Here is a 19,569-nt window from a genome sequence, read left to right on the forward strand (position 1 = left end):
AAGCTCAATGGACACGATCCGTATGCCTATCTGAAAGATGTGCTGACGAGGCTTCCAACGCAGAAAAACAACGCCATTGATGAGTTGCTACCGCACAACTGGAAGCCGGTGAGCATTAGCAAGGTGTGATTGCCGGCCGCTTACGCTTAAACGCCCTCCCAGGGCGTTGATTTGAGTTCTCTGAACGAAGTCATCGCTTCTGATCATGTCGGGTAATCGGCCGATTTAGTGACTCTTCTGTCATACCGCGCTGCTCAGCGTTGTACTGCCAGATCAAAAACTTTTCTTTAAGAGCTGCATTCTCATACTCAAGTTTTTTAACTTTCTTAACGAGACCGTCGATCCTTGCGTGCGCGGTGTTTATGTCGTTCGGCCTAGCGGCTGAAGCGTCACTCAAATCAAGTTTTTGAGTACGCTGATACATCTGAAAAGCGTCTTTAATTTTCTGCTTTCGATCTAGCGCTTGTCGGGTCGTTTTAATACCAAGGCTAATTTCACAGGCTTTTACCAGCGCTTCCCATTTCAAGTCGTACTTCCAGCCTTCGATAAGCGAAAGAATGCGCTCAACGTCCTTGTCTGTGAGATGCCTAGCCATTCTTATCGACCTAGTAATTTGCGTAATTTATCTTTATCGAAACCCGGTTTAGCTTTCTCAGGAGCCGGGAGCTGGCCTCCCGAAATTTCGAGTTTGCCCCGCGCTGTTAGCGCTTTAGTTACTTCTGTAAACCCGTCGTCCCGACAAGCGATCACAGAGCCGTCTGGCACTTCAGGATCTTCCAAGATGTTGACGAGTTCGCATGCCCTCTCGTAATCCTGCATCGTATCCTGAAGCCATTTGTCAGCCCCGAAAGAACCTTCATCAACACCCTTTTGAGCTTTCTCAAGATTGATTCTGAGCGCCTCTTTCTTAAACTTTATCCGACGAAGTTTTTCGTCATCGCCCTTGATACACTTGTGCTTCGAGCAACCAAGACAAGCTCGAAATTTTGGACACGGTTCCACGGCAAAATCATGCTCACACTTCCCAAATAGCGTTGTATGTGAAATACGATCTTCACTTCCACCCAAGTCTTTCAGACTGATCGGCTCATTCTTGGCTGACAACTCGGCCAGGTTTTTATTCTGTGAGCCCATGCCGATTGATACGACTCTGTCGAGCTTTTCTTGGGTCGTCTCGTGGTTATAGGTTTTGTTCTGGGACAGATCGAGCCGGGAGGACCATCGGGCACGCTCAACTTCGCCTACATTTCCCTTCGCTGCCAGCGTATTGAGGTAGTGCCGGAACTGGTGTGTCGTCAGGCCAAAGCCCTTTCCTTCGTACCCCCACCGCTCGAAGATATTGAGACCTTTGTTCCGCGCCCCTGCGGCAGGTGTTAAAGCTGAATTAAGTTTATTGTTGTCTTGGGCTTCGATAGAAAACAGCTTGGCTTTAAATTTCTTTTCAAACTGATAGGAGTAATAACAATTCAGCGCGTGCTCGCATTTCACTGTTTTCGATTCTGTGGTGAACGGGAATGTGGACGGCAGCCAATACTCGCGTATAAAAACGTTCAGCTTTCGAAGTGTCAGCGTAAGACGATCCTGCTTTCCTGGAGAGGGTTTACCTGCATACATCCCCTCCAACGCTTCTTTAAGAATTGCAGCTGAAGCTTTACAGTCATTGCGCTTGTCGAGAATTTTGAGCGTCTGATCTAGCCAAATTTTGACACTGTTTCGAGGAGTTCCCTGCGTGCCCTCAAGACACATTGCAGCGAGAATCTGCTCATGCATGAGAGTCTCATCCTGACTGACTTTCGGACACTCATCATGAATCGGGAACTCGTCCGGATTCTCTTCAAGAATCCGAGCGAGCCGCCTTGGTCCTTCCGTGATTGCCTTAATTCGTTCAATTGCTTCAAGGCAAAATGGCTGAAAGGTTTTAGGAACAGGCTTATCACTGAAACCAAAACCCTTTTGACCGTACCAGTTCAGAAACAGCTCTTCCTCACCCTTTGTATTCTCTTTCCAGACCACACAATCTTTCGCAAGCTTGTTAAGCTCATCTACGCGACCCGGCGCTGAAAGCAAAATGACGCTATTCGAGGTAGCAAAAATGTCTCGGTGTTCTTGCGGATTTGCGACCCAAATTTCAGCCAAGGCATTTAAAACGACAGGATCTGGCATTTTTTTCTTTCGGTCGTCTTCCCGCTTTCGATGGCCCTCTGCATCGTTAGGGCGGGGAATAGGGTTGGTCCAATGAACTGGCCGCACAGTAAACTTATTGTCATCGAGAAACTTTGAAAGGGCCTGAAGCTGTTGTCCGCAGCGGTATGCCCTGTCTTCCGATTTATGAACCAAGCGGTCGTCGCAAATTTCAGCCGCACGGTCCATCACCCCACCGTCAACGAGCGTAATATCAGCAGCGTAACCAAGGTCGAGAAGCGCTTTCTCTACCAACCTGACAGCGACCACCTGAACGACTTCGCTGGTGCGATTGAGGGTTTGCTGATGAATGCAATACGACTTCGCAAAATCAATGATTTGGGGCTCTAAAACATCACCTGGACCAAAACTCTTGCTTCGCACATTGGCCCCCAGCTTTGAAAACGCTAGGCTTTTAATCCAGAAGCTCCAATTCACTGCCCCCCAATCCAAAGGAGCATTTTCTTTGTCAAATCCTCGTAAATTTTGAGCGAAAGCTATGTATTCCTTAACCTGCTGTTCAGCGTTAAGTTGGTCACGTGGTTTAAAAGTAATCACATCAGACATCAGACGTTCCAACCTCCGCTATTTCGATGCGCTTGAGTTCACACCTTCGGATAACGTCTTCGATAGCTAAGATGCTTCGGTCTAACTGTCTCGCGATTGTCTCGTCACCGGTCGCATCCAGAATTTCTTGTCGCTCTTGATACAAACTGTTCAGATTTTCTTCATGAGGCGCTTCAATCCAAGGCTGAAATTTAGCGCAGGTATAGCAAGCAATGGGCGCTCGGGAACCGCAGAACGAGAAGTTTCCGCAAGTTCCAACGTTGCCAGAACCTGTCGTTGTACGGATGCGACTCTCCGGGTTGTCGCCTCTCACCGCTTCTGACTCGTGCCGAACAAGCACGCCCGCAAACGCTTGCGCAAGAGGCGCTAATAGCTTGCCGATTTTTCGATCCAGACGAGTCGCAATGTCCGCTGTCGTGGACACATAAACCCCAGCATTTTGATAATCCGTGTGATCAAGAGCGATTGCAATCGGCCCCACACCCGCTCCCTCGCGAGCCAGATCTGTACCCATCGTTCTGCGGAAACGATGTGAAGTAAGGTTTATAACTTCGCCCGTTCGTTCTGAGTGCACACTTATTACACTGGCGATTGCCCTCAGCCGCGTAGCAATTCCACCCTCCCCCATGTGGTGATCTTCACTGGTCTGCTGTGACTCAAGGATTGCTGGCAAAGCCTGTGCAAAGCTACTGAAGTCGCCGATGAAGAGCGGCAGCAAATCGTCTGTCAGGCGCTCTATGAGGTGCTTTTGAGAAGCAGGAAGCTTATTCCCAATACGTTCTAGCGACTCCTTCCGCAATACACGGACGAGCTTATAAAGGTCCTCCGAAATCTTGAAAGTCGAAAACTCTTCCCTGAATCCAGAACCCCGCTGTTTACCACGGGGCATACGGACCTCTGCCCTCTCTCTGCCCAATCCAAAATCCCCCACGCATATGTTCTTAACCTGGTTAAGTCGAGATCCGCGTTGCACGAACAGAATGGTCATCACGTAATCGCGAGTGCTCAGACGATCTTCAAGATAGGCATTGGTAACCCCATCCATGATCGCTTGTAGTTCAATCGGCGTGTAGGGGCCAATGTACGGGTCGTAAGATTTGACCGCTTCGCCCTTAGTGCTCCCCTTGAGCTTGACTTGATAAATCGCGTCAATGAAATCTCTCGAAATTCCTCCGATGTCAGTCTCGAACCAGAACTTAAGGAAGCCACGAACCTTACCCACCATATCTTCACGCTCACTCCCAAATCTCTGTTTTAACGATAGAAAATCTGCTTCATTGAGAATGTCAAAGTCATCCCCCCACCTATTCGCAATGGCATTAAGTACGTCTATTATCGCGAGAACAGTGCCAACTTTGCTGCTTTTGGCGTATCGCGCAAGAGCCAGCCTAAAAAGGTCCCACGACTCCCCGCCAAACACTAATCGGGCGCTGCCAGCCAAGTTGACGCGGACATATTTTGGCCTCAGCTTCCAGCGATCCTCTGATGGGAGGAAGGTCAGACCCGCGAAGGACTTGTGAGGCGTGTTGAGGAGCGCTTGTATTTCGCCAAGCGATTTTTGCTCACTTTGGTTCATCATTGTCCTTAATTACGATCTTGTATTTCTTGTTTCGTTTATCCATCAACTCGCCTGCTTTCTCTTCATCGAAACGCCGGTTATACACTTGAGACATTGTTCCTCCCGGCTTCCAGCCCATCGCGTACGCTCGGGCGGCTTCATCAAATGCCCTCTTATCCTCTTCCGGCTCGTCTTTCATTTCCTCATCTACCTTCCTGGAAAAGTCATAATTCCAGTGATGACGGAGCTTATGAGGATGCAACCGTCCCAATTCTGGAAACGCCTTGGACAACTGCGCAAAGCAGTGATTAACCGTTCCAACACTGATCGGGCCGCCTTTACCACGAGAGTGCGATACGAACAAAAAGGGGTGCTTTTTAGCGCCAGGAACTTTGGATCGACTGTGCATCACGTAGTTATCGATCTGTTCAATCAGTTCCGGACTGAGCGGGAGGGTTCTTTCTCCAGTTTTTGCCTGGGGCTGATAGATACGAGGGTCGTGTTTGTCGTTGTGTCGACGATATACGGAGACCGTGCGGTTCACGAAATCGATGTCATTGACACGCAATGCTGCAAGCTCGCTTCGACGGATGCCTGTTTCAAGAGTGACATAGAACATTATCAGGTTCCGCAACCTCACACCTGGATCGACCGACCATGGGTTTTCCGGGTGATTCGGCATAACTACTGCCTTCAAAATCCGCTCTTGGTCTTGAGTTAATTCGACTCGCTGGATACTTCTGTGGCTTTTAACTCTTGGCTTGTAGGCTTTTATGTCGCTCAACATCGAAACAAGACGCGGATCTTCTTTGCTGCACTGAGCCAATTTTTTGAATAGAAACTCCAAGTATTCTTTAATACTGCCGATTCTTGATGATGCTTCGCTACGAGAAACCTCTCTATAAGCTGACTTAAGCAGTCGGACTCCAGAGCGTATCCTTTTAATCGTCTCGGCATCCCACGCACAAAAATCTACGAAGTTGAGAATATCATCCGCTTTCAGCACATCACCGCGCTTGAACCGGTCTTCGACTTCAATTCCGGTTACCTCGCACCAAAAGAAGAAAATCTTGATGTGATGCAAAATGTTGAGGTGGGTCTGATACGAACTTCTCCGCTTTTCATTGGTTATGTAGAGGTTGGGGTAATAAAGTGGCATACCGTTTTGCGAAAGAAGCGCAATTCGATGACCGTCATCAGCTTTTAAAATTTCAACTTTCAGTTCCATCACGCCCCCTAAAACGTTACAACAAACATATTAGTAATAACTTCACAAAAGCGCAACAAATTTCGTAACGGTATTTTTCCCACAAGACACAAAAAAGCCCCGCATCAACGGGGCTTTAGAGACAAACGTAATAGAATAACGTTACAATTTACATAAATCAGATTCTAAAACGGGATATCATCATCAAAATCGTCAACCGGTTCGGGCATGCTGCTGCCCTGCGCTGGCTGATTTTGGTTTTGGTTTTGGTTTTGGTTTTGGTTTTGGTTTTGGTTCTGGTTCTGACTGTAACCGCCCGACTGCGGAGGTTGCGAGCTGTTCTGAGGTTGAGCAGCGGGTGCCGATTGCTGAGGCCGTCCGGCAGGCGCGCCCTGGTTTGCACCACCTTCTGCACCGCGACTGTCCAGCATCTGCATCTGGCCGTTAATGTCCACAACCACCTCGGTGGTATAAACATCCTGGCCTTCTTTGTTCTGCCACTTGCGCGTCTGCAGTTTACCCTCGATGTAGACCTTGGAACCTTTGCGCAGGTACTGTCCGGCTACTTCGGCAATTTTCCCGAACATGACGATCTTATGCCATTCCGTTTTCGGAACCAGTTGCCCGGTTTGACGATCCTTGTAGCTCTCGTCGGTCGCAATATTAAGGTTCACCACGGCATTGCCGTTCGGAGTATAACGGGTGTCAGGATCTTGTCCAAGATTCCCGATAAGGATGACTTTGTTTACGCCTCTTGCCATGTTCTGCTCCTGATTCTGTTTTCAGGGACGCTCGCACTCCTTGCGAGCGTCCGGATTTCAAGAACTGCTACCCGGTCGGACAAATGGAAAGTCCGCAAGTAACGCCTCATCAAAGTGCCGTTTGTCCACCTTTAGATAGGCGGTGGCGGCATTTTCAACGATGACCACATCCCGCACACCCGGCAAGCGGCGCAGACTGCCATCAATTTCGTCGTACTGACCACTGACCATATCCCGCAACTGTACCACGAAACCTGATGTGTGGCCTGGCGCTGGCATGGTCAAGGCAACCAATAACCAGAGCACCAAAACCGTTACCATAAACCAGACGACACCCTCGATTCCAATCTGCTGCAGCAAAAAGCCACCCAGAGCACCGCCCAGAAACGCGCCCATGAACTGCGACGTCGAATACACACCCATGGCCGTTCCTTTACTTGCCGCCGGCGCCTCTTTACTGATCAGGGAGGGCAGACTGGCTTCCAGCAGGTTGAACGCCATGAAAAAGAAAAACAGCAAAAACCATGCTGTCAGCAGACTATGGGATATTTCAGACAGCCCTGCCGTGGCCAGCGTCAGTAAAATAATGGCGCCGCACAAAACAGGCTTCATTCTGCGCTTTTTCTCCCCGATAATAATAAACGGCACCATGGCCATAAAAGAGGTAATCATCACGCTGAGATAAAACCACCAGTGCGAACTGGTAGGAAGCCCTAGCTGATTCTGCAGAACAGTTGGGAAGACCAAAAACAGTGACGTCAGCACCAGGTGCAGCGCGAAAATCCCGAAATCCAACCGTAGCAGACGCTTATCGGACAAAACCCGCCCCAACATGGCTTTCGCGGGATGGGTATCTGCACTGATTTTGTATTGATGTGGCGTCGGTACCACCCGATTCACAACCAGCAACGCAATAATCGCCAGAACGGCCGTGGCGTAGAAGATGCCAGAAAGGCCCCACACCGAACCCAAAAGCGGCCCCAAAACCAGAGACACAGAGAACGAGAGCCCTATGGAGATACCCACGGTTGCCATCGCTTTGGTTCGCTCTTCTTCTCGCGTCAGATCACTGAGCAGTGCCATGAGCACGCTGGCGATGGCGCCGGCACCCTGAAGAATCCGACCGGCGATAACAACGTATATTGAGTTCGTAGAGCCAGCCAGTATGCTACCTGCCGCAAACAGAATCAGGCCGATATAGATCATGCGCTTGCGGCCAACGCGATCTGAAAGCAAGCCGAACGGTATCTGGAGCAAAGCCTGGCTCAATCCGTACGCGCCAATGGCAAAGCCAAGTAGCGCCGGCGTGGCACCTTCAAGCCCGTCACCCAGAAGCATGAATACCGGCATGATCATAAACAGCCCGAGCATGCGTATGGCGTAAACCGATGCCAATGCAAATACGGAGCGTTTTTCCAACGCGTTCATGGCAGTTGGCTCCTGTCTCGGAATTGAAGAAATTAAAAGAGTCGTCTTGTGAACGAACATATTTTCACAGGCGCAGCATTATAGCAGAAGGTACCCCGGCGGGGGCACCGTGAAACTTCGTCCGCATTTTCGCCGCAGCCGGCGTAACGCGGTACAATTAAGGTTTTTCTCCAAGCGAGGTGTTATGGATCACATCCAGATCAAAGGGGCGCGGACCCACAACCTGAAAAACATCGACTTGGACATCCCCAGGGACAAGCTGATCGTCATCACCGGCTTATCTGGCTCAGGCAAGTCATCTTTGGCATTTGATACACTCTACGCTGAAGGTCAGAGGCGCTATGTGGAATCCTTGTCCACTTACGCGCGCCAGTTCCTCTCCATGATGGAAAAGCCCGATGTTGACCACATTGAAGGATTGTCGCCGGCTATTTCCATTGAGCAGAAATCGACATCTCATAATCCTCGGTCGACGGTCGGCACCATTACCGAAATCTACGATTATCTGCGCTTATTGTTTGCCCGTGCCGGGGAACCGCGGTGCCCGGAGCACGACCAACCCCTTGAAGCGCAAACCGTCAGCCAGATGGTTGACCAAGTGCTTGCCATGCCCGAAGACAGCAAGCTGATGATACTGGCCCCAATTATCCGGGACCGCAAAGGCGAACACCTTCAAGTCGTTGAAACCATGCGCAGCCAAGGCTTCATAAGACTCCGGGTGGACGGCATCGTTTACGACATCGACGATGTGCCGACGCTCGACAAAAAACGCAAACACCAGATCGATGTGGTCGTTGATCGCTTCAAAGTAAAGCCGGGCCTGGAGCAAAGGCTCGCCGAAAGTTTTGAGACCGCTTTGGGGCTTGCCGACGGCATCGCACTTGTTGCCCCGATGGACGGCGATAAACATCGCAAAAACGAAGAGCAAACCTTTTCCGCGAAATATGCGTGCAAGCAGTGCGGCTACGCGCTAAGTGAACTGGAACCCAAGCTGTTTTCTTTCAACAACCCGGCGGGAGCCTGCCCTACCTGTGATGGCCTGGGCGTTAAACAGTTTTTTGATGAATCAAAAATTGTCCAGCACCCTGAAGCAACCCTGGCAGCGGGCGCCATCAAAGGCTGGGATCGCAGGGCCGTTTACTATTTTCAGATGCTAGGCAGCGTTGCCGAACATTATGGAATGGATCTCGAGACGCCCTGGGAGGAATTGCCCGAAGACTTTCGAACAACGCTGCTGTTCGGGTCGGGCACCGACGATATCCCGTTTCGCTATGTGAACTCCCGCGGCCACTTCATGGAAAAATCCCATTCTTTTGAGGGAATCATTCCGAACCTGGAACGCCGCTACCGGGAGACCGAATCGCCAAGCATGCGCGAAGAGCTGGCCCGCAACCTCAGCACCCAGGCTTGCAAAGAATGCCACGGCACTCGCCTGCGTCGCAGCGCCCGCCACGTTTTCATCGACAAGCACAATTTGCCAAACCTGACCCGTCTCCCCATCGGGGAAGCCTATACCTACTTTGACACGCTCACGCTGCCCGGGCGCAGAGGTCAGATTGCGGAGAAAATCACAAAGGAAGTCCGCCAGAGGCTTCAGTTTCTGGTCAATGTGGGCCTCGAATATCTCACACTTGAACGCAGCGCCGACACGCTATCGGGGGGTGAAGCTCAAAGAATACGCTTGGCCAGCCAGATCGGCGCCGGCCTTGTGGGGGTTATGTACATCCTTGATGAGCCCTCCATAGGCCTTCACCAACGAGATAACGACCGGTTGTTGAGCACCCTGACCCACCTGCGCGATCTGGGCAACACCGTTATTGTGGTCGAGCACGATGAAGAAGCCATCCTCGCGGCCGACCATGTTATTGACATTGGCCCGGGTGCCGGTGTCCATGGCGGAAAAATTATCGCTCAGGGCACGCCCGCTCAAATTCTCGCCCATCCCGAATCTTTAACCGGCCAATACCTCAGCGGAGCCAAAACAATTGCCATTCCCGAAATAAGAAACAAGGGAACAGGCAACTCGCTGGTACTGACCGGTGCCTCAGGCAACAATTTGCAAGATGTCACCCTCACGCTCCCCTTGGGCATCATGACCTGCGTAACGGGGGTTTCAGGGTCCGGTAAATCTACCCTGATAAACAGCACGCTCTATCCGGTCGCTGCAGCCAAGCTCAACAAAGCTACCAGCTTAAGTCACTCACCCTATCGGGCTTTGAAAGGTCTCGATTATCTGGACAAAGTCATCGATATCGACCAGAGCCCAATAGGCCGAACGCCCCGCTCGAATCCCGCCACTTATACCGGTCTGTTCACGCCTATTCGGGAACTGTTTGCAGGCACACAGGAAGCACGATCAAGGGGTTACAAGCCCGGACGTTTTTCGTTTAACGTCAAAGGTGGCCGCTGTGAAGCCTGTCAGGGCGACGGCATGATAAAGGTTGAGATGCACTTTCTTCCGGACGTATACGTACCTTGCGATGTCTGTAAAGCGAAGCGCTACAATCGGGAAACGTTGGAAGTTCGTTACAAAGGCAAGAACATCAATGAAGTGCTGAGCATGACGGTTGAAGAGGGTCGCGAGTTTTTCGATGCCGTACCCTTTCTGGCAAGAAAGCTCCAAACACTGATGGATGTGGGCCTCTCTTATATCCGTTTGGGACAAAGCGCGGTAACCCTCTCAGGCGGCGAAGCCCAGCGTGTAAAGCTTGCTAAAGAACTTTCCAAAAGGGACACCGGGAAAACTCTTTACATCCTTGATGAGCCCACTACCGGGTTGCATTTCTACGATATCCAGCAGCTATTAAACGTTCTTCAGCGCCTCAGAGACGACGGCAATACCATTGTGGTCATTGAGCACAATCTTGACGTCATCAAAACGGCGGACTGGGTTATTGACCTAGGACCGGAAGGCGGCTCGGGGGGCGGTCAGATTATAGCCGAGGGTACACCTGAACAGGTTTCACAAAATACGGCCTCTCATACAGGTCGCTACCTGAAACCCATGCTGTCGTTCTAACCGACATAAAAAAACCGGAGGCGTTTCCGGCTCCGGTTTTTGGACACTTCGACAGATTTACTTATCGCTGTCCACTTCTTCCGCTTCGATGTCCAACGGACGACCTACCAGCTCAACAAATGCCATAGGGGCATTGTCGCCAGCACGGAAGCCACACTTCAGAATACGAAGGTAACCACCCGGGCGCTCGTTGTAACGGGGGCCAAGCTCATTGAACAACTTGGCAACCGCCGCGTCGTCACGTAGGCGAGAAAACGCCAGGCGACGATTCGCAACCGAATCTTTCTTGGCGAGCGTGATCAAAGGCTCCGCTACCCGACGAAGCTCTTTAGCTTTCGGCAGCGTTGTCTTAATCAGCTCATGACCAACCAGTGACGCAGTCATGTTACGAAACATGGCCTTGCGATGCGCACTGGTCCTGCTGAACTTACGACCACTTTTACGATGACGCATTGCTCTGATTCCTTACCTTAAACTAATCGGCAATCAACCGCCCAAAACCCGGTCGTCGCCACGAAGGCTAGCCGGCGGCCAGTTATCAAGACGCATACCCAGAGACAAACCTCGAGACGCCAAAACGTCCTTGATCTCGGTGAGCGACTTCTTACCAAGGTTAGGCGTCTTCAACAGCTCAACTTCTGTGCGCTGGATAAGATCGCCGATGTAGTAAATATTTTCCGCCTTCAAGCAGTTAGCTGAACGCACTGTCAATTCCAGATCATCAACCGGGCGCAACAGAATCGGATCAATTTCTTCCTCTTCTTCGACGCGTTCTGGTTCTTTTTCATGATCAAAATCAACAAATACCGCTAGTTGCTGCTGGAGTATCGTGGCTGCCCTGCGAATTGCTTCTTCAGGATCTATTGTGCCGTTGGTCTCCAGATCAATAACCAGCTTGTCCAGATCGGTGCGCTGCTCTACCCGTGCGCTTTCCACGGAATAGGCTACACGACGAACAGGGCTGAAGGTCGCATCCAGTTGCAGACGTCCGATGGCGCGGGTTTCGTCTTCGTCGAGACCGCGCTGGTCCGCAGGCTCATAGCCACGACCACGGGCCACACGAAGACGCATGTTCACTTCACCATTTTCACTCAGGTGACAGATCACATGGTCCGGATTGGAGATCTCGACATCATGGTCCAGCTTGATATCGCCGGCTGTAACGACGCCCGGACCTTTCTTGCTAAGCGTAAGCTCAGTATCGTCCCGACCGTTCATTTTGACCGCAACGCCTTTGAGATTCAGAAGAATCTCAATAACGTCCTCTTGGACACCCTCAATTGCGCTGTACTCGTGCAAGACACCATCAATCTGCGCTTCGGTAACGGCGCAGCCAGGCATCGAAGACAAGAGAATACGACGCAACGCACTGCCCAAGGTATGACCGAAACCTCTTTCAAGAGGCTCCAGCGTGACCTTGGCGCGAGTGGCACCGGATTCTTTCACGTCAATGGTACGAGGTGTCAATAACTCTTGTACTGAACGCTGCATAGACGCCCCTATCTACTATCGTTGCTAACTGGGCTTTACTTGGAGTAAAGCTCGACGATGAGGTTCTCGTTGATGTCGGCCGGCAATTCAGTACGCTCAGGCACTGAACTGTAAACGCCAGACATCTTAGCGGCGTCGACCTCTACCCAGCTCACCGCTGCACGGCTCGATGACAGATCCAGTGCGCCTTTAACACGCAGCTGATTTCTGGCTTTTTCGCGTACACTCACAACATCACCCGGCTTGACCTTGTAGGACGCAATGTTCACGACCTTGTCGTTAACCAGAATCGCTTTATGAGAGACGAGCTGACGGGACTCAGCACGGGTAGAACCAAAACCCATGCGATACACAACGTTATCGAGACGCGTTTCCAGGAGCTGCAGCAGGTTTTCACCGGTTGCACCCTTCAAACGGGCCGCCTCTTTATAGTAGTTGCGGAACTGCTTTTCCAGAACGCCATAAATACGACGAACTTTCTGTTTTTCACGAAGCTGTACGCCGTACTCAGACAGACGACTGCGACGCGCGCCATGCATACCCGGTGGAGTCTCAAGATTGCACTTGGAATCCAACGAGCGAACGCCGCTCTTCAAAAAAAGATCTGTCCCTTCACGACGAGACAGTTTGCACTTCGGGCCTATATAACGAGCCATATTCGCTGTCTCCTGTGTTAGACGCGGCGCTTTTTGGGCGGACGACAGCCGTTATGGGGAATCGGTGTCACGTCGGTGATATTCGTGATTTTGTAGCCGCACGAATTCAACGCGCGAACTGCAGATTCACGTCCGGGCCCGGGTCCTTTAACCTCTACGTCCAGGTTTTTAAGGCCGTATTCAGCAGCCGCGTTACCGGCTCTTTCAGCTGCTACCTGCGCAGCAAAAGGTGTACTTTTACGTGACCCACGAAAACCGGAACCACCAGAGGTAGCCCAGGACAGAACGTTGCCCTGACGGTCAGAAATGGTCACGATCGTGTTGTTGAAGGACGCGTGTATGTGCGCGACGCCATCAACAACGGTCTTTTTCACCTTTTTACGGGTACGTGTACCTGGCTTTGCCATGTTTGCCTACCTGTTACTTACGAATAGGTTTGCGTGGACCTTTACGGGTGCGTGCGTTGGTCTTGGTGCGCTGACCGCGGACAGGAAGTCCATGACGGTGACGCAGACCACGGTGACATCCGAGATCCTTCAAACGCTTGATGTTCATCTGTACTTCACGACGCAGATCGCCTTCAACGATGCCCTTGCCCACTTCAGTACGAAGTGTCTCAAGCTGCTCGTCGGACAGGTCTTTGACCTTGACGTCCGGCTTAACGCCGGTTGCATCGCAAAGCTTCTGGGCTGTTGTCTTGCCTACACCGAAAATATAGGTGAGCGAGATAACAGCATGTTTGTGATCGGGTATATTGACACCGGCTATACGTGCCATCCAAATTACTCCGCGTTCAAAGCTTTGCTGTGTGAATTTTCCGCCACAAAAAAGGGGCGCGAAATAATAACGCCTGACCCACAGTCGAGTCAAGCGCTATCATTAACACCTCTTTTCACAGGCCAGGGTTGCTCCCGAAGGAATCAGCCTTGGCGCTGCTTGTGACGAGGTTCCGGGCAGATGACTCGTACTGAGCCATTGCGACGAATTACTTTGCAGTTACGGCAAATTTTCTTTACCGAAGCGCGTACTTTCATTGTCGACTCCAGTTTTCAAGGGGAACGGGACTAACCGTTCCGACCATAGCCCTTGAGATTGGATTTCTTCATCAGCGATTCATACTGATGCGACATCAGGTGCGACTGAACCTGAGCCATGAAATCCATCACTACGACTACAACAATCAGCAGTGAGGTGCCACCCAAATAGAAGGGCACATTCCCTGCAACCATCAGAAACTGAGGAAACAGGGAGACTGCTGCAATGTACATTGCACCGAACAGTGTCAGACGGGTCAACACGCCATCAATATATTTGGCAGTCTGATCGCCCGGACGTATGCCCGGAATAAACGCTCCAGAGCGTTTGAGGTTATCCGCGACTTCCTTCGGGTTATACATCAGCGCTGTGTAGAAGAAACAGAAGAATACGACTGCTGCTGCAAACAGGATGATGTATAGCGGCTGGCTTGGCGCCAATGCCTGAGAGACGTCGCTGAGCCACTCCATACCTTCACCTTGCCCAAACCACTGACCCAAAGATGCCGGGAAGAGCAGAATAGAGGATGCAAAGATAGGCGGTATCACCCCGGCCATGTTCACCTTCAGTGGCAAATGGCTGGATTGCTGAGCAAACACCTGACGCCCCTGCTGACGTTTAGCATAGTTGATAGTCAGGCGACGCTGACCACGCTCCATGAAAACCACAAAGCCAACAACTGCGATCGCAAGCACCGCAATACCAAGCACGAGCAACAAACTCATTTCGCCGTTGCGGGCCTGCTCCAACGTCTGACCGATTGCGCCAGGGAGCCCGGCCACTATGCCTGCGAAGATCAGGAGAGAGATGCCGTTACCGACGCCCCGCTCGGTGATCTGCTCGCCCAGCCACATCATGAACACGGCGCCACTCACAAAGGATACAACCGCCACAAAATGGAAGCTGTAACTATCATTGAAGGTAACACCCTGCGAAGCCAACCCTACAGAAATACCAAAACCCTGAACCAACGCCAGGATAACCGTACCGTACCGCGTGTATTGACTGATCTTCCGACGTCCAGCCTCACCCTCTTTTTTCAGCTGCTCAAGCTGCGGACTGACCGCGGTCATGAGCTGCATGATAATTGAGGCCGAGATATACGGCATGATACCGAGAGCGAAGATACTCATACGCTCGAGCGCACCACCTGAAAACATATTGAACATACTCAGGATAGTGCCCTGATTCTGTTCAAACAGTGCTGCCAGTCGGTCGGGGTTAATACCTGGCACCGGAATATGGGCACCTACCCGGTACACCAACAATGCCAGGAAAACAAACCAGAGCCGCGATCGCAGCTCTGCCAGTCCTTTTCCCGCGCCCGCAGGCAATGATGCGTTCTTGGCCATTTAGCCCTCGACTCGCCTAGTCTTCGACTTTACCACCCGCGGCAGAAATTGCCTCGCGTGCGCCTTTGGTTACACGAAGTCCCTTCACGGTCACTGCACGGTCAAGTTCACCGGACAAAATAACCTTGGCTTCGCGAATTTCGTCACGGATGATGTCAGCCTTTTTAAGAGCAGCAAGATCCACGATATCTCCTTCAACTTTCGCCAGTTCGTTCAGGCGAATTTCAGCAACGTAACGCTGCTGACGCGACGTAAAGCCGAACTTCGGCAGACGACGAGCCAAAGGCTGCTGGCCACCCTCAAAACCAGGAGAAACCGTACCCCCGGAGCGGGCCTTCTGACCTTTATGACCACGGCCGCCGGTTTTGCCGAGACCGCTTCCGATACCACGACCTACACGCCTTGCGGCAGGACGTGAACCGGGCTCTGGACTAAGTTCGTTCAGACGCATCCTAGTTCTCCTCAACCCGAACCAGGTAATCTACCCGGTTGATCATACCGCGAATGGAAGGTGTATCTTCCACTTCAACAGTGTGACCGATTTTGCGAAGACCCAAGCCCTTTACACACAATTTGTGCTTGGGCTGACAGCCTATTGGGCTGCGGGTCAGAGTTACTTTGATCGTTTTTGCGTTCGCCATGACTTCAACCCAGAATCTCTTCGACGGATTTACCGCGCTTGGCTGCAATATCTTCAGGCGCCTGAGTGGCCTGGAGACCCTTGATGGTGGAACGTACCACGTTCACCGGGTTGGTAGACCCATAACACTTCGACAGTACGTTCTGAACCCCTGCAACTTCAAGTACGGCGCGCATCGCACCACCGGCAATAATACCTGTACCTTCGGAAGCCGGCTGCATGTAAACCTTCGAGCCGCCGTGTTGGGCTCTCACAGCGTACTGCAGAGTGGTACCATCAAGCGGCACATCTACCATGTTCTTACGTGCAGCTTCCATTGACTTCTGGATAGCAACTGGCACTTCACGTGCCTTGCCGCGACCAAAACCAACGCGTCCTTTTCCGTCACCTACAACGCTCAATGCTGTGAACGCGAAGACGCGACCACCCTTGACCACCTTAGCGACGCGATTGACCTGAACCAGCTTTTCCTGGAGCTCAGGCGCCTTCTGATCGTTAACGCTCATCTTCTCCACCTCTTAGAATTGCAAGCCAGCTTCACGGGCTGCGTCGGCCAAAGCCTGCACGCGACCATGATAACGGTAACCGGAGCGGTCAAAAGCGACCTGCTCAACACCTGCCGCTTTGGCGCGCTCAGCTATTAGCTGACCGACCTTTTTAGCGGCGTCCACGTTACCGGTTGCACCCTGGCGCAATTCCTTATCCAACGTGGAAGCAGTGGCAATTACCTTGCTGCCATCTGCCGACGTAACCTGAGCGTACATGTGACGCGGGGTGCGATGAACGCACAAACGTGTCGTACCCAGTTCACGGATCTTCATGCGCACCTTGCGTGCGCGACGCAATCTTTCGTTATTCGCGCTCATAGTCCCGCCTTATTTCTTCTTGGCTTCTTTACGTCTTACCTGCTCATCCGCATACCGCACACCTTTGCCTTTGTAAGGCTCGGGTGGACGGAACGCGCGGATTTCCGCAGCGACGTGGCCAACCTGTTGCTTGTCGATACCGCGAACCACAACTTCCGTATTGGATGGAGTTTCAACGGTAATCCCCTCGGGCAGCTCATACTCAACCGGGTGAGAGAAACCCAGCGTCAGATTAAGCTTCTTACCTTGCGCCTGGGCCCGGTAACCTACACCGATCAGCTGGAGCTTTCGCTCAAAGCCTGTCGATACACCGGTCACCATGTTGTTGACCAACGCGCGGGTTGTGCCAGCGAGAGCGCGGGACTGTTGGGCACCATCACGGGCAGCAAAACGAAGAAGATTTTCTTCCTGTTTTACTTCAACCGCCTGGTGAATTGAAATCTCAAGCGCTCCTTTGGAGCCCTTTACACTAATTTCCTGTCCGTTCAGCTTAACCTCAACACCGGAAGGCAGCACGACAGGATTATTGGCAACCCTGGACATGTGTTTCTCCTAGAATACGGTGCAGATGACTTCGCCACCTACGCCGGCAGCACGTGCGGCACGATCAGTCATTACGCCCTTGGACGTAGACACGATCGCGACTCCCAAACCACCGGATACTTTCGGTAGCTCCCCAGTGCCTTTGTACTGGCGCAGGCTCGGCCGGCTAACCCGCTTGATCGACTCTATAACCGGCTTGCCGCCGAAATACTTCAGAGTGATCGTGAGCTCGGGCTTCACGTCAGCTGTAACGGAAAAATCCGCAACATAGCCTTCGTCCTTGAGGACTTGGGCCACAGAGATTTTCATTTTTGAAGACGGCATCTTAACGTCTGCTTTCGATGCCATCTGTGCGTTGCGTATACGAGTTACCATATCCGCAAGCGTATCTTGCATACTCATTGGTATGAGGCTCCTGATCTTTTTAGTTGTGCAGCGGCTTGCCGCACCGCTTACCAACAGGCACCCTGACCGAAGCCAGGCTACCTATCTTACCAGCTTGCCTTGGTCAGACCCGGAACGTCGCCACGCATGCCGTACTCGCGGAGTTTAATCCGTGAGAGTTCGAACTTGCGTAGAACGCCGTGGGGACGACCAGTCACCTGGCAACGATTACGAAGACGCGAAGGAGACGCATCACGAGGAAGCGCTTGAAGCTTCATCTGTGCGTTCCAACGGTCATCATCGCTGGTATTGGGGTTCTTGATAATCGCCTTGAGCCCTGCGCGCTTCGCTGCAAACTTTGCAACGGTTTGCTCACGCTTGAGCTCACGGTTCTTCATTGAAACCTTAGCCATTACGTTCGTTCCTTTATTTCTTGAACGGAAACCCGAAAGCCTTCAACAGCTCACGACCTTCATCGTCGGTATCGGCATTGGTGGTAATCGTGATATCCATCCCGCGGATCTTATCGACTTTGTCGTATTCGATCTCAGGGAAGATAATCTGCTCACGCACACCCATGCTGTAGTTACCGCGCCCGTCAAAAGACTTGGGATTCAAACCGCGAAAGTCACGAATGCGGGGAACCGCAATGTGTACCAGGCGATCAAAGAAATCCCACATACGCTCGCCGCGCAGGGTAACCTTGCAACCAATCGGCCAACCTTCACGGATCTTAAAACCCGCTACTGATTTCCGCGCTGTAGTAACAACCACTTTTTGACCTGCCAGGCGTTCTAGATCCGCCACGGCATTCTCTATAAGCTTTTTGTCACCAACCGCTTCGCCGACACCCATGTTCAGGGTAATCTTTTCGATACGCGGCACCTGCATAATGTTCGTGTAACCGAACTCTTTCTGCAGGGCAGGTATCACTTCCTTGCTGTACTGCTCTTTCATGTTAAGCATCGTAACCACCACCGCTTACTGGTTATCGACAGCTTCTTTCGTCGCTTTAAAGATCCGCATTTTCGCGCCGTCTTCCTTGATCTGGAAGCCAACACGATCGGCTTTGCCGGTCTGCGAATTAAATACAGCCACGTTGGAAGCCTGGATAGGCGCTTCTTTTTCGACGATGCCACCAGGGGTGCCCAGCATCGGGTTTGGCTTGGTGTGTTTCTTCATCATATTGATTCCGGAAACAAGCACCTTACCATCGTCCTGAACTTTCAGGACTTTACCACGTTTGCCTTTGTCTTTCCCCGTAGTGACGATTACTTCGTCATCTCGTTTGATCTTTTTCATAACCGGCCTCTGGTCCTTTAAAGTACTTCGGGTGCCAGTGAGATAATTTTCATGAACTTCTCATTACGCAGTTCACGGGTAACCGGTCCGAAGATACGGGTACCTATAGGTGCGTCCTGAGCGTTCAGAAGTACAGCCGCGTTGCCGTCGAAACGGATCAGCGACCCGTCGGGACGGCGAACACCCTTGCGAGTGCGAACTACTACAGCTTTAAGGACTTGGCCCTTTTTCACTTTCCCGCGGGGGATGGCTTCCTTAACGGTCACCTTAATTACATCCCCTACGCTGGCGTAACGCCGGTGTGAACCGCCCAGGACCTTAATGCACATCACTTGACGCGCACCGCTGTTATCCGCGACTTCAAGCATTGTCTGAGTCTGAATCATCGTTGTTCTCCGGGCGCTTTACACCTTGGACGCATGTTCGATGACTTCAATCAGAGCCCAACTCTTGGTCTTAGAGACCGGACGGGTTTCCTGAATGGTCACTTTGTCACCGATATTGCACTGATTGCTCTCATCGTGAGCGTGTATCTTGGTTGAACGCTTCATGTACTTACCGTACAGAGGATGCTTTACC

26 protein-coding genes are annotated in these 19,569 nt (G+C 51.7%); 2 read left to right on the forward strand and 24 right to left on the reverse strand.

Annotated elements, in window-relative coordinates:
* A partial coding sequence (locus ENI00_RS10925; protein WP_304102046.1) for a transposase domain-containing protein occupies positions 1-129 on the forward strand: 129 nt, incomplete at its 5' end.
* A 61-nt stretch (positions 130-190) separates the two neighbouring features.
* On the opposite strand, the gene ENI00_RS10930 is transcribed toward ENI00_RS10925, so the two are convergent.
* From ENI00_RS10930 to ENI00_RS10955, 6 genes are all read right to left on the reverse strand, one after another.
* Positions 191-595 carry a hypothetical protein gene (locus ENI00_RS10930; protein ID WP_304101949.1) on the reverse strand — a complete coding sequence of 135 codons (405 nt, stop codon included), beginning with the start codon at positions 593-595 and terminating at the stop codon, positions 191-193.
* A gap of 2 nt (positions 596-597) precedes the next feature.
* Entirely contained in the window at positions 598-2,748 is a 2,151-nt protein-coding gene (locus ENI00_RS10935) for a hypothetical protein (protein WP_304101951.1), read from the reverse strand.
* Positions 2,741-4,324: a site-specific integrase gene (locus tag ENI00_RS10940; protein ID WP_304101952.1), complete on the reverse strand. Its 1,584-nt coding sequence runs from the start codon at positions 4,322-4,324 to the stop codon at positions 2,741-2,743. The genes ENI00_RS10935 and ENI00_RS10940 overlap by 8 nt, the downstream gene beginning before the upstream one ends.
* On the reverse strand, positions 4,311-5,534 hold the full coding sequence (locus tag ENI00_RS10945; RefSeq protein ID WP_304101954.1) for a tyrosine-type recombinase/integrase: 1,224 nt from the start codon (positions 5,532-5,534) through the stop codon (positions 4,311-4,313). Before ENI00_RS10945 ends, ENI00_RS10940 begins: the two co-directional genes overlap by 14 nt.
* A gap of 164 nt (positions 5,535-5,698) precedes the next feature.
* Entirely contained in the window at positions 5,699-6,274 is a 576-nt protein-coding gene (gene ssb, locus ENI00_RS10950; RefSeq protein ID WP_304101956.1) for a single-stranded DNA-binding protein, read from the reverse strand.
* 57 nt (positions 6,275-6,331) lie between these two features.
* Positions 6,332-7,702 carry an MFS transporter gene (locus ENI00_RS10955; RefSeq protein WP_304101958.1) on the reverse strand — a complete coding sequence of 457 codons (1,371 nt, stop codon included), beginning with the start codon at positions 7,700-7,702 and terminating at the stop codon, positions 6,332-6,334.
* Positions 7,703-7,886: 184 nt separating this feature from the next.
* Between ENI00_RS10955 and uvrA the strand changes: the two genes are divergently transcribed.
* Positions 7,887-10,721 carry an excinuclease ABC subunit UvrA gene (gene uvrA / locus ENI00_RS10960; RefSeq protein WP_304101960.1) on the forward strand — a complete coding sequence of 945 codons (2,835 nt, stop codon included), beginning with the start codon at positions 7,887-7,889 and terminating at the stop codon, positions 10,719-10,721.
* A 57-nt stretch (positions 10,722-10,778) separates the two neighbouring features.
* Here uvrA and rplQ read toward each other — a convergent pair whose 3' ends face one another.
* The 18 genes from rplQ to rpsQ all read right to left on the reverse strand — a co-directional run.
* On the reverse strand, positions 10,779-11,174 hold the full coding sequence (rplQ, locus tag ENI00_RS10965) for a 50S ribosomal protein L17 (protein ID WP_304101962.1): 396 nt from the start codon (positions 11,172-11,174) through the stop codon (positions 10,779-10,781).
* 33 nt (positions 11,175-11,207) lie between these two features.
* Positions 11,208-12,212, reverse strand: a complete 1,005-nt coding sequence (locus tag ENI00_RS10970; protein ID WP_144780208.1) for a DNA-directed RNA polymerase subunit alpha — start codon at positions 12,210-12,212, stop codon at positions 11,208-11,210.
* Positions 12,213-12,247: 35 nt separating this feature from the next.
* Positions 12,248-12,868 (reverse strand): 30S ribosomal protein S4, encoded by a 621-nt coding sequence (gene rpsD / locus ENI00_RS10975; RefSeq protein ID WP_304101966.1) that lies wholly within the window; start codon positions 12,866-12,868, stop codon positions 12,248-12,250.
* 17 nt (positions 12,869-12,885) lie between these two features.
* Positions 12,886-13,275, reverse strand: a complete 390-nt coding sequence (rpsK, locus tag ENI00_RS10980; RefSeq protein WP_044387623.1) for a 30S ribosomal protein S11 — start codon at positions 13,273-13,275, stop codon at positions 12,886-12,888.
* A 13-nt stretch (positions 13,276-13,288) separates the two neighbouring features.
* Positions 13,289-13,645, reverse strand: a complete 357-nt coding sequence (gene rpsM / locus ENI00_RS10985) for a 30S ribosomal protein S13 (RefSeq protein ID WP_304101971.1) — start codon at positions 13,643-13,645, stop codon at positions 13,289-13,291.
* A gap of 143 nt (positions 13,646-13,788) precedes the next feature.
* On the reverse strand, positions 13,789-13,902 hold the full coding sequence (gene rpmJ / locus ENI00_RS10990; RefSeq protein ID WP_072799745.1) for a 50S ribosomal protein L36: 114 nt from the start codon (positions 13,900-13,902) through the stop codon (positions 13,789-13,791).
* A 30-nt stretch (positions 13,903-13,932) separates the two neighbouring features.
* The gene (gene secY / locus ENI00_RS10995) at positions 13,933-15,255 is read right to left on the reverse strand and encodes a preprotein translocase subunit SecY (protein ID WP_304101992.1); all 1,323 of its coding nucleotides are present in this window, start codon (positions 15,253-15,255) and stop codon (positions 13,933-13,935) included.
* Between the two features lie 16 nt (positions 15,256-15,271).
* Positions 15,272-15,706 (reverse strand): 50S ribosomal protein L15, encoded by a 435-nt coding sequence (gene rplO, locus ENI00_RS11000; RefSeq protein WP_304101994.1) that lies wholly within the window; start codon positions 15,704-15,706, stop codon positions 15,272-15,274.
* Between the two features lies 1 nt (position 15,707).
* Positions 15,708-15,896 carry a 50S ribosomal protein L30 gene (rpmD, locus tag ENI00_RS11005; protein ID WP_012139786.1) on the reverse strand — a complete coding sequence of 63 codons (189 nt, stop codon included), beginning with the start codon at positions 15,894-15,896 and terminating at the stop codon, positions 15,708-15,710.
* 4 nt (positions 15,897-15,900) lie between these two features.
* Positions 15,901-16,401 carry a 30S ribosomal protein S5 gene (gene rpsE / locus ENI00_RS11010; protein WP_096784135.1) on the reverse strand — a complete coding sequence of 167 codons (501 nt, stop codon included), beginning with the start codon at positions 16,399-16,401 and terminating at the stop codon, positions 15,901-15,903.
* A 12-nt stretch (positions 16,402-16,413) separates the two neighbouring features.
* Entirely contained in the window at positions 16,414-16,761 is a 348-nt protein-coding gene (gene rplR / locus ENI00_RS11015) for a 50S ribosomal protein L18 (RefSeq protein ID WP_303597439.1), read from the reverse strand.
* A 9-nt stretch (positions 16,762-16,770) separates the two neighbouring features.
* The gene (gene rplF / locus ENI00_RS11020; protein ID WP_304102030.1) at positions 16,771-17,304 is read right to left on the reverse strand and encodes a 50S ribosomal protein L6; all 534 of its coding nucleotides are present in this window, start codon (positions 17,302-17,304) and stop codon (positions 16,771-16,773) included.
* Between the two features lie 9 nt (positions 17,305-17,313).
* Positions 17,314-17,706 (reverse strand): 30S ribosomal protein S8, encoded by a 393-nt coding sequence (rpsH, locus tag ENI00_RS11025; protein WP_304102033.1) that lies wholly within the window; start codon positions 17,704-17,706, stop codon positions 17,314-17,316.
* 89 nt (positions 17,707-17,795) lie between these two features.
* On the reverse strand, positions 17,796-18,101 hold the full coding sequence (gene rpsN, locus ENI00_RS11030; RefSeq protein WP_304102036.1) for a 30S ribosomal protein S14: 306 nt from the start codon (positions 18,099-18,101) through the stop codon (positions 17,796-17,798).
* Positions 18,102-18,114: 13 nt separating this feature from the next.
* On the reverse strand, positions 18,115-18,654 hold the full coding sequence (gene rplE, locus ENI00_RS11035) for a 50S ribosomal protein L5 (RefSeq protein ID WP_304102039.1): 540 nt from the start codon (positions 18,652-18,654) through the stop codon (positions 18,115-18,117).
* Positions 18,655-18,669: 15 nt separating this feature from the next.
* The gene (gene rplX, locus ENI00_RS11040; protein ID WP_304102041.1) at positions 18,670-18,990 is read right to left on the reverse strand and encodes a 50S ribosomal protein L24; all 321 of its coding nucleotides are present in this window, start codon (positions 18,988-18,990) and stop codon (positions 18,670-18,672) included.
* 17 nt (positions 18,991-19,007) lie between these two features.
* A complete protein-coding gene (gene rplN / locus ENI00_RS11045; protein ID WP_304102043.1) occupies positions 19,008-19,376 on the reverse strand; it encodes a 50S ribosomal protein L14 in 369 nt (122 codons plus the stop codon).
* Positions 19,377-19,394: 18 nt separating this feature from the next.
* The coding region (gene rpsQ / locus ENI00_RS11050; protein ID WP_304102049.1) for a 30S ribosomal protein S17 at positions 19,395-19,569 on the reverse strand (175 nt) is incomplete at its 5' end.

The sequence above is a fragment of the Marinobacter antarcticus genome (genome assembly GCF_011049865.1).
Lineage (GTDB): Bacteria > Pseudomonadota > Gammaproteobacteria > Pseudomonadales > Oleiphilaceae > Marinobacter > Marinobacter antarcticus_A.

What these genes read in the sequence shown, in the direction of transcription:
- ENI00_RS10930 (WP_304101949.1), bottom strand. Translation starts at nt 595, where the DNA reads ATGGCTAGGCATCTCACAGACAAGGACGTTGAGCGCATTCTTTCGCTT.
- ENI00_RS10935 (WP_304101951.1), bottom strand. Translation starts at nt 2,748, where the DNA reads ATGTCTGATGTGATTACTTTTAAACCACGTGACCAACTTAACGCTGAA.
- ENI00_RS10940 (WP_304101952.1), bottom strand. Translation starts at nt 4,324, where the DNA reads ATGAACCAAAGTGAGCAAAAATCGCTTGGCGAAATACAAGCGCTCCTC.
- ENI00_RS10945 (WP_304101954.1), bottom strand. Translation starts at nt 5,534, where the DNA reads ATGGAACTGAAAGTTGAAATTTTAAAAGCTGATGACGGTCATCGAATT.
- ssb (WP_304101956.1), bottom strand. Translation starts at nt 6,274, where the DNA reads ATGGCAAGAGGCGTAAACAAAGTCATCCTTATCGGGAATCTTGGACAA.
- ENI00_RS10955 (WP_304101958.1), bottom strand. Translation starts at nt 7,702, where the DNA reads ATGAACGCGTTGGAAAAACGCTCCGTATTTGCATTGGCATCGGTTTAC.
- uvrA (WP_304101960.1), top strand. Translation starts at nt 7,887, where the DNA reads ATGGATCACATCCAGATCAAAGGGGCGCGGACCCACAACCTGAAAAAC.
- rplQ (WP_304101962.1), bottom strand. Translation starts at nt 11,174, where the DNA reads ATGCGTCATCGTAAAAGTGGTCGTAAGTTCAGCAGGACCAGTGCGCAT.
- ENI00_RS10970 (WP_144780208.1), bottom strand. Translation starts at nt 12,212, where the DNA reads ATGCAGCGTTCAGTACAAGAGTTATTGACACCTCGTACCATTGACGTG.
- rpsD (WP_304101966.1), bottom strand. Translation starts at nt 12,868, where the DNA reads ATGGCTCGTTATATAGGCCCGAAGTGCAAACTGTCTCGTCGTGAAGGG.
- rpsK (WP_044387623.1), bottom strand. Translation starts at nt 13,275, where the DNA reads ATGGCAAAGCCAGGTACACGTACCCGTAAAAAGGTGAAAAAGACCGTT.
- rpsM (WP_304101971.1), bottom strand. Translation starts at nt 13,645, where the DNA reads ATGGCACGTATAGCCGGTGTCAATATACCCGATCACAAACATGCTGTT.
- rpmJ (WP_072799745.1), bottom strand. Translation starts at nt 13,902, where the DNA reads ATGAAAGTACGCGCTTCGGTAAAGAAAATTTGCCGTAACTGCAAAGTA.
- secY (WP_304101992.1), bottom strand. Translation starts at nt 15,255, where the DNA reads ATGGCCAAGAACGCATCATTGCCTGCGGGCGCGGGAAAAGGACTGGCA.
- rplO (WP_304101994.1), bottom strand. Translation starts at nt 15,706, where the DNA reads ATGCGTCTGAACGAACTTAGTCCAGAGCCCGGTTCACGTCCTGCCGCA.
- rpmD (WP_012139786.1), bottom strand. Translation starts at nt 15,896, where the DNA reads ATGGCGAACGCAAAAACGATCAAAGTAACTCTGACCCGCAGCCCAATA.
- rpsE (WP_096784135.1), bottom strand. Translation starts at nt 16,401, where the DNA reads ATGAGCGTTAACGATCAGAAGGCGCCTGAGCTCCAGGAAAAGCTGGTT.
- rplR (WP_303597439.1), bottom strand. Translation starts at nt 16,761, where the DNA reads ATGAGCGCGAATAACGAAAGATTGCGTCGCGCACGCAAGGTGCGCATG.
- rplF (WP_304102030.1), bottom strand. Translation starts at nt 17,304, where the DNA reads ATGTCCAGGGTTGCCAATAATCCTGTCGTGCTGCCTTCCGGTGTTGAG.
- rpsH (WP_304102033.1), bottom strand. Translation starts at nt 17,706, where the DNA reads ATGAGTATGCAAGATACGCTTGCGGATATGGTAACTCGTATACGCAAC.
- rpsN (WP_304102036.1), bottom strand. Translation starts at nt 18,101, where the DNA reads ATGGCTAAGGTTTCAATGAAGAACCGTGAGCTCAAGCGTGAGCAAACC.
- rplE (WP_304102039.1), bottom strand. Translation starts at nt 18,654, where the DNA reads ATGCTTAACATGAAAGAGCAGTACAGCAAGGAAGTGATACCTGCCCTG.
- rplX (WP_304102041.1), bottom strand. Translation starts at nt 18,990, where the DNA reads ATGAAAAAGATCAAACGAGATGACGAAGTAATCGTCACTACGGGGAAA.
- rplN (WP_304102043.1), bottom strand. Translation starts at nt 19,376, where the DNA reads ATGATTCAGACTCAGACAATGCTTGAAGTCGCGGATAACAGCGGTGCG.